The sequence below is a fragment of the Lysinibacillus capsici genome (assembly GCF_003367505.1).
Lineage (GTDB): Bacteria > Bacillota > Bacilli > Bacillales_A > Planococcaceae > Lysinibacillus > Lysinibacillus capsici.
Map to the genome: position 1 here is coordinate 162,576 of NZ_PXXX01000006.1, position 13,603 is coordinate 176,178.

Here is a 13,603-nt window from a genome sequence, read left to right on the forward strand (position 1 = left end):
GGTTGTGAAAAGTATGAAGGCGGATTTTCAGCTAGATGCCAAGGGTCTTTCTTGCCCGATGCCGATTGTGAAAACAAAAAAAGCGATGGCTGATTTAGTAGATGGTCAAATTTTAGAAGTAGCTGCGACTGACAAAGGATCTAAAGCTGATATTGCGGCATGGGCTGAAACTGTAGGTCATCAGTATATTGGTACTTTAGAAGATGATGGTGTACTGAAACACTATATTCGTAAATGTACAAACGACCAAATAGAAGAAATGACGTTTGATCAAACAATTGATTTAGAGCAAATCACAAGTCGTAAAGGATTAATTCTAGATGTACGTGAGGAAGCGGAATTCGCTTTTGGGCATATTGCGGGAGCAAAATCGATACCAATGGGCGAACTGGAGACACGACTTTCTGAGCTTGATAAAGAGCAGGAGATATATGTTATTTGTCGTACTGGAAAACGCAGTGACATGGCTGCGCAAAAGCTGGCTTCACGTGGTTTTACGAAAGTATTTAACGTCTTACCAGGTATGACATCCTGGTCAGGCGATTTAACAAAAAACATTTAAATTGGAGGAATTTTATTATGTCGAACAAAGTAGCAATCATTGCAAGTAATGGTGGTTTATTTGATGCATATAAGGTATTTAATATCGCAACAGCTGCGGCAGCTTCTGAGAAAGAGGTAGCTATCTTCTTTACATTTGAAGGTTTGAATTTAATTCATAAGCAAGGTATGCATGCATTACCAATGCCAGCTGGAGCAGAACACTATGCTGAAGGGTTTACAAAAGCAAATGTGCCAGCTATTCCTCAACTAGTGGAAATGGCACAAGAATTAGGTGTGAAATTTATTGCTTGTCAGATGACGATGGATGTTATGGGTTTAACTACTGAAGATTTCATTGAGGGTATTGAAGTGGGAGGAGCCGTAACGTTCCTAGAATTCGCGAAAGACGCAGCACCGTCACTTACATTCTAGTGACCTACCTATAAAAGCGGAGAGGGCACCCCTCTCCGCTATAAAAAACATAAAAACAATACCAATGGGGGTAAAAGAGATGTCAATTCAAAAATGGAGCGCGTCACAAGTAGCTAAAAAGGTTATTCACAATGAAGAGTTGTTTATTTTAGATGTTCGTAATGCGGATGCATTCGAAGATTGGAAAATCGATGGACATCGTTTTGAGTACTTAAATATACCGTATTTTGAACTGTTAGATGGTATTGATAATATTTTACCGAATATCCCAACTGATAAAGATGTATTAGTCGTTTGTGCTAAAGAAGGATCGTCTTTAATGGTTGCTGAAATGTTAGCTGAGGCAGGTATTGAGGTTGCCTATTTAGCTGGAGGTATGAAATCCTGGAGTGAATATTTAGAGCCAATTAAAGTAGGTGATTTAACAGGCGGTGGTGAGCTTTATCAGTTTGTTCGCTTAGGAAAGGGCTGTCTGTCTTATATGGTCCTTTCTGAAGGTGAAGCAGCTATTATTGATGCTGTACGTTTTACAGATGTGTTTATAAATTTTGCAGAACATAAAAATGTCCAAATTAAACATGTTTTTGATACACACTTACATGCTGATCACATTTCAGGTGGGCGCCATATTGCAGAGATGACAGGCGCAACCTATTATTTGCCACCTAAGGACGCTGAGGAAGTTGTGTTCCACTATACACCATTGGTTGATGGAACGACTGTTCAAATCGGTGCATCAAAAATAGATGTAGGAGCTATCTATTCTCCTGGTCATACGATAGGCTCTACTTCATTTGTTGTTGACAGCAAATATTTATTAACAGGAGATATTTTATTTATCGATTCAATCGGACGTCCTGATTTAGCTGGCCTTGCTGATGACTGGGTTGGAGATTTACGATACACGCTTTACAAGCGTTATCGAGAATTGTCTGATGAACTTATTGTCTTACCAGCACATTTTATGATTATTGATGAGCTGAATGAAGATGGGACGGTTGCTAGACGACTAGGGGATTTATTTGTACAAAACCATGGATTAAATATTCAAGATGAAGAAGAATTTAGACGTGTGGTAACAGATGAATTACCTCCACAACCAAATGCTTATCAGGAAATTCGTCAGGTGAATATGGGGAAAATCACACCTGCGTTAGATGAGCAAACAGAAATGGAAATTGGACCAAATCGCTGTGCAGTACGATAAAACATGCTAAAGTGCAATGAGTATGCATGTATGCTTATTATATGTAAATTTCGTGAATTGAAGGCGCTCATCCTTCATGAAGATATAAAACAAGAAGAACCGGCAAAATCGCTTACAACCTTTGCCGAGTTGAAGGAGAATATGATGAAATCAAGTTTACAACTAGATGCAAAAGGCCTTTCTTGTCCAATGCCTATTGTGAAGACAAAAAAAGCAATAGATACCCTAAAGTCTGGGGAAGTTTTAGAAGTTCAGGTGACAGATAAAGGAGCTTTAGCGGATATTCCTGCTTGGGCAAAAGCAGGAGGTCATATCATTTTAGATCAATCTGAAGAGGCTGGCGTTATTACATTTTTCATTCAGAAAGCATAGGGCTGATTGAGGGTTGTCTATTACAGTAGAACAACCCTTCTTTCCTTTTGTTGAATACAGCCAGAAAGAAGGAAAACTAAATGGATATTGCATGGATCTTAACCATTTTACTTATTGGTTTTCTCGGTTCATTTGTATCAGGGATGTTAGGTATTGGCGGTGCCATCATTAATTTCCCGATGCTACTATATATACCGCCATTACTAGGATTTGCGGCCTTTTCTGCACATGAGGTGTCAGGAATAAGTGCGATTCAGGTACTTTTTGCTGCTCTTTCAGGTGTTTGGGTCTATCGTAAAGGTGGGTATTTAAATAAATCACTCATTATCTATATGGGGAGCGCCATATTAGCGGGAAGCTTTGTGGGTAGCTTCGGTTCAAAATTTTTATCTGAGTCTGGTATTAACATGGTCTATGGAATCCTTGCATTGATTGCAGCTGTGATGATGTTCATACCGAAAAAGCAAATTGATGATAAACCGATGCAGGCTGTTACATTTAATAAACCATTGTCGGCCCTATTAGCTTTCGTTGTTGGTATCGGTTCCGGGATAGTAGGGGCAGCTGGTGGATTTTTATTAGTACCAATCATGCTTGTGGTCTTAGGAATCCCTACTCGTATGACCATTGCGTCAAGCCTTGCTATTACGTTTATCTCCTCAATAGGAGGAACTATTGGTAAATTAATGACTGGGCAAGTGGAATATTATCCAGCGCTCATCTTGATTGTAGCTAGTCTAATAGCTGCTCCTCTAGGTGCGAGAATAGGGGGCAAGTTAAATACTAAATTCCTACAAATTATTTTAGCGGTTCTTATATTAGCAACAGCTATTAAAATTTGGATGGATATATTATAAGGGGGTATGGTAATGAAAATTGAAGTTTTCTCTGATTTTACATGTCCATTTTGTTATATTGGCAAGCGAGAACTGGAACGGGCGATTGGCATCGCAGGCTATACAGGATTAGTGGAAATAGAATATAAAGCATTTCAAATAGGCCCAGATATCCCGAAAGTGAATGCACCCTCTTTTTATGAGGCGCTGGCTAAAAAGTATGATGTCACGCTAGATGAAGTGAAAGATATGGTCGAGGGTATAGCTACGAGAGCAACGGAAGTTGGTTTGCATTATGATTTTGCTAAGGTGAAAACAGCGCATACAGAAAAGGCTCATCGTTTAGCTAAATGGACGCAGCAATTTGGTAAAGCGATAGCTTATACGGAAGCACTAATGGCTGGTTATTTTAAAGATGGTGAAGATTTGAATAAAGATGAGTTCTTATTAAAAGTTATTGCGCAATTAGATTTGGATAGAGAAGTTGCAGCGGGAATATTAGCTTCAACTGATTTTAGTGAAGAGCTAGACAAGGATCGCTATGAAGCACAGCAACTTGGCGTACAAAGTGTACCGTTCTTTGTATTTGAAAATCGTTATGGTATTAAAGGGGCTGAGCCGAATGAAGTGTTTGTGAGAACTTTGCATCAAGCTGCAGAAATAGCTGGTATTCAGCCAACGATAATGATAAATGGCAATGGAGAATCGGTATGTGCTGATGGACAGTGTAAACTATAAAAGACTTTAAAGGTGTCGAGTGCGTATGTGTACTTGACGCTTTTTTTTCGAACAAATGAATACTGCAAGAGGTATTAAGTCTTGTTTTCTGTGTTATAGAACAAAATAAAATGTATAATTTATCCTTTTTTATCATCTGAATGGTTCTATTTTATGGTAGTGTGAGAAAAATCACATCCAATAAATTGTTATGTTGCTAAAATATAAGTGAGAATACAAAGGGGGGTATTATAGATGAAACCTATAGTAGCAGGAGTAGCAGGAACAGTACTGTTAGCAGGCGCCATTTTTGTTGGGACGTTTGTCAGTGACAAAATTACAGTTGATTCGAATGTGAGTGAGAAAGAAGCGACAGTGCAAACACAAATACCAACAACAGCAGCTGCTCAGTCAGTGGTCTATGCTCCGCCAAGTATTGAAGAAGTACCAGATGGTCCAATGAAAGAAGCAATATTAACGGGCTATGAACTTGTTAATAACACACATGTTGCGGCAGATGAATATGTGGGCAACCAATTATCTTGCACAAGCTGTCATGCCGGTGCTGGCTATGACGAGCAAGCCTCATCATTAGTAGGTGTAATGGCAAATTATCCACAGTATATTGGACGCTCAGGTGGTGTAGTTACAATAGAAGAACGGATTAATGGCTGTATGGTTCGGAGTATGAATGGTAAAAAATTCGAAATGAATAGTGATGAACTAGAGGCTATGGTGGCGTATTTCGCTTATATTTCTGAAGGTGTTCCGATTGGAGCAAAACGTGAATGGGCGGGCACAAGTGATATGAAGAATGTGCCGATTCCAAATGTTGCAGATGGTGAGGAGCTTTATGCACAGTCCTGTATAGCCTGTCATGCAGCTGATGGCGCAGGAACTGGTGCTAATACTGGCCCAGCTTTATGGGGAGATAATTCATTTAATGATGGCGCAGGTATGGCACGTATGTCAAAAATGGCTGGCTATATTCAAAATAATATGCCGATAGGTGCAGCGGGAACATTAACAGATCAAGAAGCTGCAGATTTAGCTGCATTTATTTTATCGCAAGATCGTCCAGAGTGGGCAAACCATGAAAAAGATTGGCCAAAAGGCGGGCGTCCAAATGACATCATGACTAAGGAAAAACGTGAACAAGTTAAAAATGGTACGATTGACTGGGAAAAAGTTTTGTCTACAAATTAACGAAGAAAAGGGATGCTGATAATTGGCATCCCTTTAACTTATTTAAAATTATAAGCAGTTACTATTTTATCTCTGTTCGTTGTGATATCTGTAAAATATTCGTATAAGCAAATCCCTAGGAATGACCCACTTACATTAAAGACGTTAGAAAAACCGCTATTTTGAAGGGCCATAACAGCATTATAGCTACGTTGACCAGATCGGCAATGCACATACACTGCTTGATCCTTCGGAATTTCATCCATTCTTTCCCGAAGTTCACTTAGAGGAATATTGTGTGCATTGATAAGGTGACCGGATTCAAATTCATTTTTTTCACGAACGTCTAAGAAAAAGGCTTGATTTTCAATGAGTTCCCTTACTTCATCAACTTTTACCTGCTTAAAGTGTCCGTGTAATAGATTTTGAGCTACAAGAGCTGCCAAATTAACAATATCACGGGCAGTGCTAAACATTGGAGAATAGGATAACTCTAGCTCCTTTAAATCTTCTAATGTACCGCCCATTGTGATGAGGGTAGCTATAACATCAATCCTCTTATCTGCATTACCTTTACCTATTGCTTGAGCCCCTAGTATTTTACCCGTCGGTGTTTCATAAACGAGCTTAAAGTGAAGTGGATTACTATTTGGCATTAGTCCTACTTTGTCTGGAGCTATCAAATAAACATTTTTTGCTTGAAAGCCATTTGCTAGGGCTGTTTTTTCGTTCAAACCTGTTGTCGCGCATACGAGATCGAAAATTTGTACGCTTGAAGATCCAATGACTCCTTTGTTGTGATGAGGGATGTTATACATATGATTAGCTGCTGCACGTGCTTGTCGTTGAGCGGGACCGGCTAAAGCAAGGCGCGTCTGTTTATGGGTAAGCTGATGGAATACTTCAATCGCATCTCCCACAGCATATATGGAAGGATCAGACGTCACGTAATTTGCATCAACTTGAATACCTCCGAGTTCACCAATTGTTAGCCCGGCCTCTTTGGCTAAGCGGATTTCAGGTCGAACGCCAATTGCTAATACTACTGCTTGGGCTTTCAATTGTTTGCCTGAGTTCAACGTCACATTATTTGGTGTAACCTTTGCAAGACCGTCATTGACAATAACTTGAACCCCTTTATCAGTCATTTCCTTGTGTAAGATTTGAGCCATATCATAATCAAAAGGGACCATAATTTGTTGGCCAAATTCAACTAGAGATACATTATAGCCTGCTAGCTTCAAATTTTCTGCTACCTCTACACCAATGAAGCCTCCGCCGACCACGGCAATATCCTGTACATTATCTGTTTGTAGATACCAATTTAAACGGTCAATATCAGCCACGTTTCTAATGGTAAAGACGTGCTTAGAATGAATGCCCTCTAAGTCAGGGACGATAGGACTTGCTCCTGGGGATAAAATTAACGTATCGTAACTTTCCTCATAATCTCTATTCGTTTTTAAATCCTTAATGGTGATGGTTTTTTGCTCTCTGTTAATACGTACAACTTCTTGCTGAACACGAGCCTCTATATTGTATTTTGTTTGGAAGCCTTGAGGCGTCATTAAAATTAATTTGTCGCTATTTTCAACAATCCCGCTTAAATGGAAGGGGAGAGAACAATTAGAGAATGAAACATTCGGCCCCTTTTCAAATATAATAATTTCTGCCTTTTCATCTAGACGACGAAGACGAGCCGCTGTGGATGCACCACCTGCAACGCCGCCGACTATTAAAAATTTTTTACTCAATGTAAACACTCCTTTTCATAGTAAATACATAATGGGGTATTTAGAGTCTCTTAAATAAAGGTTTTGTTTCTAAAAATAGGAGAATTATGTAGTTTGAATACTACAAATAAATAATATACCCTAAAGGGTATATTATCAAGGTGCCAAATTCATAAATTTTCTGTGGTGTTCCTCGTTCAAGAAAGTTGATGCACAAATTTGCTATACTAACGGTAGTAGGAAATGGAAATGGCACAGGGGGTGACATATTGATCTTTTTGAAATTTTTAACCCAAATCCTCATAGTATCGGGTTTGATTTATATTGTGAGTGGACGATTAATTGGCTCGAATATTAATTTTGTGCGAAGAGTGCTGTCAGTCGTTATTAGTGTGACATTAACCTCTTTTGTGTACTGGTATTCTTATCTACGCCATACAGATTTTTTATCAGAAACGATGATGCAAACAGTAACTGAGGTAAGCACACTAATTTGGATCGGTAGTATGCTACTAATTTCGATGTTGCTTTATTTGGTATTTGAGCTTTTTGACCCTAGTGGCATTACGAATGGAGATCGCCGTCACGGCCAAAAATCTTTACTATTGCGATTGCGTAGCTATTGGCGACAGCAGAAACGCCTGCGTCAGGTATTAAAAATTGCTGTTACAAACGGTGTCGTACAAACGATTAAATTTGCGAGGCAACGAGAAAATGAAAAAGAACTTGCAATTGCTTTGCGCGCAACGTTAGAACAATGTGGTGGGATTTTCATCAAATTTGGCCAGGTACTTTCCACACGAAAAGAGCTTTTTTCACCTATTTTTATTGATGAATTAGAAAGGCTTCAACACCGAGTAAGGCCTTTATCAGAGGAGCAAGTGAAACAAATTTTAGAGAGATCTCTTCCGCAATCAATGGACGAAATATTTAGCCAATTTCAAATGGAACCCATTGCAGCAGCCTCTATTGGCCAAGTGCATAAAGCAAGGCTTAAAAATTATGAAGAGGTGGTAGTCAAGCTATTGCGTCCAGAAGTAAAGGGAATTATGCGCGATGACCTTGAAATTTTAGAGGAATTTGCTAATTGGCTATCCACAAAATCAACCTGGGCAGAATCATTAGGCTTTCGAGAGTTGGCTGGGGGATTTGCAGAGGGGCTACGTGAGGAGATTCATTTAGATATTGAAGTACGTAATACGCTACAGGTGAAGAATGCACTGGCGAAAAGCGATTACAAGGTTCGAATTCCTAAAATATTTACGCCTTACAGTAATGAAAATGTTATTGTGATGGAGTATATTCGTGGACAAAGTGTGGCAGAGGGGGCATCTGAATTTAATCGTTTGTCGATTGATCGTAGGCAATTTGCAAGAACCGTACTCTACTCATTTTTTGAGCAGATGCTATTCTCTGGTATTTTTCATGCAGACCCACATCCGGGAAATATCCATATCGATGAAACAGATGGAACACCAGTCTTGCTTGACTTTGGCGCAGTAGGACGTTTAGGTGCAACACAGCAAGAAGGCTTAAAGTTATTTTTGATGGGCATTCAACTAAATGATTCAAGCGTTTTATATGATGGTTTAACATTATTAGTGGAAAATGCTGATCATGCAGAACGTGCGAGAATGGAGCAGGCAATCGACCAAATTTTACTGAAAATTTCCTATGTTGACCGTATACCTACTGAAGAATTAATTCACGCGCTATTTACAGTGGTAAGAGATTTTGGACTTGCATTCTATCCAGCAGTGGGATTAGCTCTCCGTTCCTTAGTGACGTTAGATGGCACATTACGGGTAATAGATCCACGTTTTGATATCTTTACTGAGGCAAAGGATTTTTCTGCTACATATATGCGTGCCTCTTTCCTTAAGCCTTTTAAAGAACCGATGGCAACTAAGGAGCGGCTGCAAGAAGAATTATCTATGCTAATACCGACTTTGCGTAAAATGCCTAGAAGAGTCGATCAGCTCATTCAGCGAGTTGAGAGCGGAAAAATCATTTTACATCATGATGTCTTTTCGGATGAACATAATTCACGTTTTATTACACATTTGTTTTCTCAATTTGTTTTGCTGCTGGTGGGTATAACTTTTGGTATTATATCTGTCGCTCTTTTAGCTATTTCACAATTTATCCACGATTCTTATGCGGTCTATTTGAACACAGCGGCATATTTAGGTTTATTTTTATGTGCTATTTTGTTAGTGAGATTATCTATACAAGCATTAAGGTCGATGAAGCAATAGGTAGGGAATTTTTTCCCTACCTTTTTCTTTGGCACCCTCAAATATTACAAAAACATTACAAAATATCTGTTAGGTCTAATGTCGAATTAGCTAATAGTTTCTCTGTGTAGAAGAAAAATGTATTATGTAGAATAATGTAGTTTAAGTGCGAATGTTACAGAAATATTTCGAGTTTTACTAATGTATTAAATAGACATGAAATAGTATAAAAGTTATGTAGAAAATGCTAAACTTTAAAAGGCTAAAATAAATATAAGAACATTTAATTAAAATAGAAATCGTTCAAGTGATTACATAGAATATCGAGAGCGAAATTGATAGATGAAGGGAAATGAAGGTAACGTGGCTAAGCGTAACAAATGGCGTAAGTCGATGGTGCTAGCATTAGCACTAGCTGGCGGCTTATTATTTAATACAATTCAACCAACAGAAGTACATGCCGAAGAAACTTCTCAACAAATGATTGAGAAAAAGGCTGAAATAGATGCACAAATTAAAAAATTACAAGAAGAACTAACGAAACTACAACAAGAGATCGACGCAAAAGTAAAGGTATTTAAACAAGTACAAGCAGATATTAAAGAAGTGGATGCTAGTATTGTTGAAACACAAAAACGTATCGAGCAACGTTCAAAAATTTTAAGTGAGCGTATGGCTGCATATCAAGCGCAAGACAACACTGTAGGTGTTTATTTAAATGTAGTGCTTGAGGCAAAAAGCTTTGCAGATTTAATGGATCGTGTCGTAGCGGTAAAAACATTAATGGATGCTGACCAAGAATTAGTGGATCAACAGGAAGCAGATAAAGCAAGCTTAGAGCAACAAAAAGCTACATTAGATGAAAAACAAAAGGAACTTCAAAAACAATTCCAAGAGCTTCAGCAAAAAGAAAGCGAAATGGAAGTGAAGAAAGCTGAGAACGAAGCGAAATCACTTGCATTAAAAGCTGAAATTGCAACGAAACAAGAAGAAGAACGTTTAGAAGCAGAGCGTAAAGCAGCTGAAGAAGAGGCAGCTCGTTTACGTGCACTTCAAGCAGCTACACCAGTTATACAAGCAACTCAGAATAATGGTGGAGGCGAACCACAAAAAATTATTGTTGGGTCAGGAGCTGGCACTGTTTCTTCAGGAGATGCCATTTCAACAGCTAAACAATTCCTAGGACGTCCTTATGTTTGGGGTGGTAGCAACCCATCGACAGGTTTTGACTGTTCAGGTCTTGTACAATGGTCATATAAGCAAGCGGGTGTTTCTTTACCTCGTACAGCATCACAACAATATTTAGCAACACAACGCATTTCAGCAGGTGAAGCACGCGTTGGGGACTTAGTGTTCTTCAGCTATGGTTCAGGTGTAGCTCACGTAGGTATTTATTTAGGTAATAACACAATGATCGACGCTCAAAACAATGGTGTCGTAATTGAATCACTTGATTGGTGGAATCAATACTTAGTAGGCTTTGGACGTATTCAATAGGCCTCACTAATATATAGACGGTTGAGATAAGAAAAAGGTCATCTTTGTAGAGAAAAATATACAAAGATGACCTTTTTTGTTTTTGGAATGCTATTCTTTCAAAAGAAACAAGACGACTACTTCTATTCTTGAAAAGAGACTTTCCTGCATATTAAATTGATATTAAATTTTAAAATTTACTTTGATGACACCTGTCTCTTTCAAGGCAATAAAGAAAATAATAACGAATGGGCCGACAAGTAAACCGATAATACCAAATAACTGTAGACCTATGAACATGGAAATTAATGTTGGTAAAGTGGATAAACCGATATGGTCTCCCATTAATTTAGGCTCGACTACTCGACGAATAATAAGTAAAATAGCAGCTAAGATGAATAATTTTACAGCTATAGAGGTGTTTCCCATCAACAGGTGGTAAAGTCCCCATGGCGCTAGAATAATGATAGAGCCTAGGAATGGTACAATATCTATTAACCAGATAATAATCGTCATTGTTACTGCATATTTCGGTTGGATTAATAGCAGTCCAATGAGTGTGACGCCTCCAATAATAAAGCTTACAAATAAGTGAGCCTTCATATAGCCAAATGTTGCATCTTTTAAGCGATTTAAAATAATTTTTATCTTCTTTGCTGTATTGGGCTTTAAATATTTATAAGTGATTTGCTTTAACTTAGGCAAATCAAGCATAAATAGGAATAGCGCAATCATATAAACGAGAAGACTGATAAATAGGCTGGGTATCTCTGAAAAGAAGGCAGAAACTTTGCTATAATTAAAGAAGCTTAAAAAGGATTCTTCGACTTTCTTTATGAAATCCATAGTGGTTTTTTGAAGCGAAGCACTTACTTCAGGTGGAAAGTCTTCTGTGTATTTAGAAATATTTTCTTGCATATGAAGCCACATATCTGATAGCTTGGAAATATAATAGGGAGCTTGCTTAGATAGTAAAATTATTTGTGTCATTATTTGTGTAATAGAAAGATAACAAATAATAGATATAACAATAACACTCACTATGTAAATAAAAGCAACTGCTATTTTCCGTGACATTTTCCATTTCCGTTTAAAGAACATGACAATTGGTTCTAAGAAAAATGCACTAATCCCAGCAAGTATTAAAGGCATGGACACTGGGATAACAAAATAGGCAGCTAGAAGTAGTGATATTATCACAATCAACCGAAAAATCAATTTCCTAGCATTAAATTTATTCATAAACTCACCTTCTTTGCGAAAAAAATTAAGTTAAGTGTACCATAAATCAAATTTTATTACGTTCTGAAACAATAAAGGTAGGGATGAATTATGGAAAAAGAGATTTTGCAACTTTTTAGTAATCTAACAGAGCATGATCGCGATATTCAATATGAATCTTACGAGGAATTAATAAAAATTATGCAAGAACCCGTAGATTGGACATATGCAGTTTGGGAACAGCTAATAAAAGCTCTTACATACAATAATGGTTATTCTCGTGCACGTGCTGCACAAATTTTATGCGCTTTAGCTGCAAAAAGTGATCCAGAAGAAAGGGTCTTGGAGGATTTTTTAAAGATTTGGGCTGTGACTTACGATGAACAATCTGCTACGGCAAGGCATGCATTACAAGCAATTTGGAAAATTGGACAGGCGGGTCCAGTACAAAGAGATTTGGTTGTATCGTATCTAGCTAAAAGATTTCAAACATGTATAGATGAAAAACAGCCATCTCTTATTCGTCAGGATATTATAATGTCATTTAAAAAGTTATATGATCAAACAAATGACTCGAAATTATTAGATATTGCCCATCGTTTAATTAATGAAGAACAAGATGCTAAATATAAAAAGAAGTATAAGTCAGCCATCCGTTCAAAGTAGCGAGGTGGTGTTTTTTTGTGCAAATTCTTTGATGAACGATAGAATAGTCAACTATAATGAATGAAAAAAGGGGATTATGCATGAGCATTTATAATTATCTAGTTCGGAAGCCTAATGGCGAAATTTTATCGATGGAAACATATCGTGGAAAAACAATGTTAATTGTTAACACGGCAAACCAATGCCGATTTACATATCAATTTGAAGACTTACAGAAAATGTATGATAGATATGGAAAAGAGAATTTTGTAGTTCTTGGATTCCCTTGTGATCAATTTGGCCATCAAAATCCTGAAGATGGGGAGGAAACTAAGCATCTATGCAAGGTAAACTATGGGGTCACATTCCCGATTTTTGAGCTTGTACAGGTAAATGGAGAGGCTACCCATCCACTCTTTAATTATTTAAAGCATGAAGTGGATTACCGAGAGTTTGGGAAGGCAAGTATGCAGGAGAAAATGTTGGCAGAAGCAATTGTTCAACTTGCCCCAAGCTTTTTAGATGGTCGTAATATTCGCTGGAACTTTACAAAATTTCTAGTAGATGCTAATGGTAAGACCGTCGCACGCTTTGAACCAACAGATTCACAGCTCGATATTGAAAAAGCAATTGAAACACTATTATAGTAAATTTCTTAATAATGTAAAAATTTGTTAGGGTTTTCTCTTCAAGTAGAAATAATGCTATATTTTAAAACTGTGTACAGCTATTTTTTCTGAAGCATATATGATAAACTGCTTTACAAATGAAATATTCTTGCAGAATAAAGGTGCTAATTAGCATAATCGGGAATCCGGTGAAAAACCGGAGCTGTTTCCGCAACTGTAAGTGCAGCCATTATAAAGATTTACCACTGTCTCAAAGAAGATGGGAAGGTCCTTTATAACACATTCGTTTCATGTGACGAACTGTACAAGCCAGGAGACCGACCTTTATTTGAACGTATAAAAACTTCTCGGAAGCTAGGAGGATATACGG

Annotated in this window: 13 protein-coding genes and 1 riboswitch; of the genes, 11 read left to right on the forward strand and 2 right to left on the reverse strand. The window is 37.8% G+C overall.

All coding sequences use genetic code 11. From position 1 onward, the window contains the following. The first annotated feature begins 13 nt into the window (after nt 1–13). From C7B89_RS02980 to C7B89_RS03010, 7 genes are all read left to right on the forward strand, one after another. The gene (locus C7B89_RS02980) at nt 14–562 is read left to right on the forward strand and encodes a sulfurtransferase TusA family protein (protein ID WP_115673142.1); all 549 of its coding nucleotides are present in this window, start codon (nt 14–16) and stop codon (nt 560–562) included. A gap of 17 nt (nt 563–579) precedes the next feature. Next, nucleotides 580–975 carry a DsrE/DsrF/DrsH-like family protein gene (locus C7B89_RS02985; protein ID WP_048394137.1) on the forward strand — a complete coding sequence of 132 codons (396 nt, stop codon included), beginning with the start codon at nt 580–582 and terminating at the stop codon, nt 973–975. Nucleotides 976–1,054: 79 nt separating this feature from the next. Then, nucleotides 1,055–2,182, forward strand: coding sequence for an MBL fold metallo-hydrolase (locus tag C7B89_RS02990; protein WP_115673143.1), 1,128 nt, complete (start codon nt 1,055–1,057; stop codon nt 2,180–2,182). A gap of 141 nt (nt 2,183–2,323) precedes the next feature. Further along, complete coding sequence (locus tag C7B89_RS02995; RefSeq protein WP_112118009.1) at nt 2,324–2,554, forward strand: sulfurtransferase TusA family protein; 231 nt, start codon at nt 2,324–2,326, stop codon at nt 2,552–2,554. A gap of 80 nt (nt 2,555–2,634) precedes the next feature. Beyond that, nucleotides 2,635–3,411, forward strand: a complete 777-nt coding sequence (locus C7B89_RS03000) for a sulfite exporter TauE/SafE family protein (RefSeq protein ID WP_103118920.1) — start codon at nt 2,635–2,637, stop codon at nt 3,409–3,411. A 12-nt stretch (nt 3,412–3,423) separates the two neighbouring features. Further along, complete coding sequence (locus C7B89_RS03005; RefSeq protein WP_115673144.1) at nt 3,424–4,128, forward strand: DsbA family oxidoreductase; 705 nt, start codon at nt 3,424–3,426, stop codon at nt 4,126–4,128. Nucleotides 4,129–4,362: 234 nt separating this feature from the next. Then, nucleotides 4,363–5,313 (forward strand): c-type cytochrome, encoded by a 951-nt coding sequence (locus C7B89_RS03010; protein WP_004231872.1) that lies wholly within the window; start codon nt 4,363–4,365, stop codon nt 5,311–5,313. A 38-nt stretch (nt 5,314–5,351) separates the two neighbouring features. Here C7B89_RS03010 and C7B89_RS03015 read toward each other — a convergent pair whose 3' ends face one another. Beyond that, the gene (locus C7B89_RS03015; RefSeq protein WP_115673145.1) at nt 5,352–7,046 is read right to left on the reverse strand and encodes an FAD-dependent oxidoreductase; all 1,695 of its coding nucleotides are present in this window, start codon (nt 7,044–7,046) and stop codon (nt 5,352–5,354) included. 248 nt (nt 7,047–7,294) lie between these two features. Between C7B89_RS03015 and C7B89_RS03020 the strand changes: the two genes are divergently transcribed. Further along, on the forward strand, nt 7,295–9,283 hold the full coding sequence (locus C7B89_RS03020; RefSeq protein ID WP_103118918.1) for an ABC1 kinase family protein: 1,989 nt from the start codon (nt 7,295–7,297) through the stop codon (nt 9,281–9,283). 321 nt (nt 9,284–9,604) lie between these two features. Continuing rightward, nucleotides 9,605–10,759, forward strand: coding sequence for a C40 family peptidase (locus C7B89_RS03025; RefSeq protein WP_004231877.1), 1,155 nt, complete (start codon nt 9,605–9,607; stop codon nt 10,757–10,759). A gap of 162 nt (nt 10,760–10,921) precedes the next feature. Here C7B89_RS03025 and ytvI read toward each other — a convergent pair whose 3' ends face one another. After that, nucleotides 10,922–11,980, reverse strand: coding sequence for a sporulation integral membrane protein YtvI (ytvI, locus tag C7B89_RS03030; protein ID WP_048394150.1), 1,059 nt, complete (start codon nt 11,978–11,980; stop codon nt 10,922–10,924). A gap of 90 nt (nt 11,981–12,070) precedes the next feature. Between ytvI and C7B89_RS03035 the strand changes: the two genes are divergently transcribed. Next, on the forward strand, nt 12,071–12,625 hold the full coding sequence (locus C7B89_RS03035) for a hypothetical protein (RefSeq protein ID WP_054549633.1): 555 nt from the start codon (nt 12,071–12,073) through the stop codon (nt 12,623–12,625). Between the two features lie 80 nt (nt 12,626–12,705). Further along, nucleotides 12,706–13,251, forward strand: a complete 546-nt coding sequence (locus C7B89_RS03040; RefSeq protein ID WP_103118917.1) for a glutathione peroxidase — start codon at nt 12,706–12,708, stop codon at nt 13,249–13,251. Between the two features lie 124 nt (nt 13,252–13,375). Continuing rightward, nucleotides 13,376–13,573, forward strand: a riboswitch (cobalamin riboswitch). Nucleotides 13,574–13,603: the final 30 nt, after the last annotated feature.

Excerpts from the sequence above, each read along its gene's own strand:
- C7B89_RS02980 (WP_115673142.1), top strand. The coding sequence starts at position 14 with ATGAAGGCGGATTTTCAGCTAGATGCCAAGGGTCTTTCTTGCCCGATG.
- C7B89_RS02985 (WP_048394137.1), top strand. The coding sequence starts at position 580 with ATGTCGAACAAAGTAGCAATCATTGCAAGTAATGGTGGTTTATTTGAT.
- C7B89_RS02990 (WP_115673143.1), top strand. The coding sequence starts at position 1,055 with ATGTCAATTCAAAAATGGAGCGCGTCACAAGTAGCTAAAAAGGTTATT.
- C7B89_RS02995 (WP_112118009.1), top strand. The coding sequence starts at position 2,324 with ATGATGAAATCAAGTTTACAACTAGATGCAAAAGGCCTTTCTTGTCCA.
- C7B89_RS03000 (WP_103118920.1), top strand. The coding sequence starts at position 2,635 with ATGGATATTGCATGGATCTTAACCATTTTACTTATTGGTTTTCTCGGT.
- C7B89_RS03005 (WP_115673144.1), top strand. The coding sequence starts at position 3,424 with ATGAAAATTGAAGTTTTCTCTGATTTTACATGTCCATTTTGTTATATT.
- C7B89_RS03010 (WP_004231872.1), top strand. The coding sequence starts at position 4,363 with ATGAAACCTATAGTAGCAGGAGTAGCAGGAACAGTACTGTTAGCAGGC.
- C7B89_RS03025 (WP_004231877.1), top strand. The coding sequence starts at position 9,605 with ATGAAGGGAAATGAAGGTAACGTGGCTAAGCGTAACAAATGGCGTAAG.
- ytvI (WP_048394150.1), bottom strand. The coding sequence starts at position 11,980 with ATGAATAAATTTAATGCTAGGAAATTGATTTTTCGGTTGATTGTGATA.
- C7B89_RS03035 (WP_054549633.1), top strand. The coding sequence starts at position 12,071 with ATGGAAAAAGAGATTTTGCAACTTTTTAGTAATCTAACAGAGCATGAT.
- C7B89_RS03040 (WP_103118917.1), top strand. The coding sequence starts at position 12,706 with ATGAGCATTTATAATTATCTAGTTCGGAAGCCTAATGGCGAAATTTTA.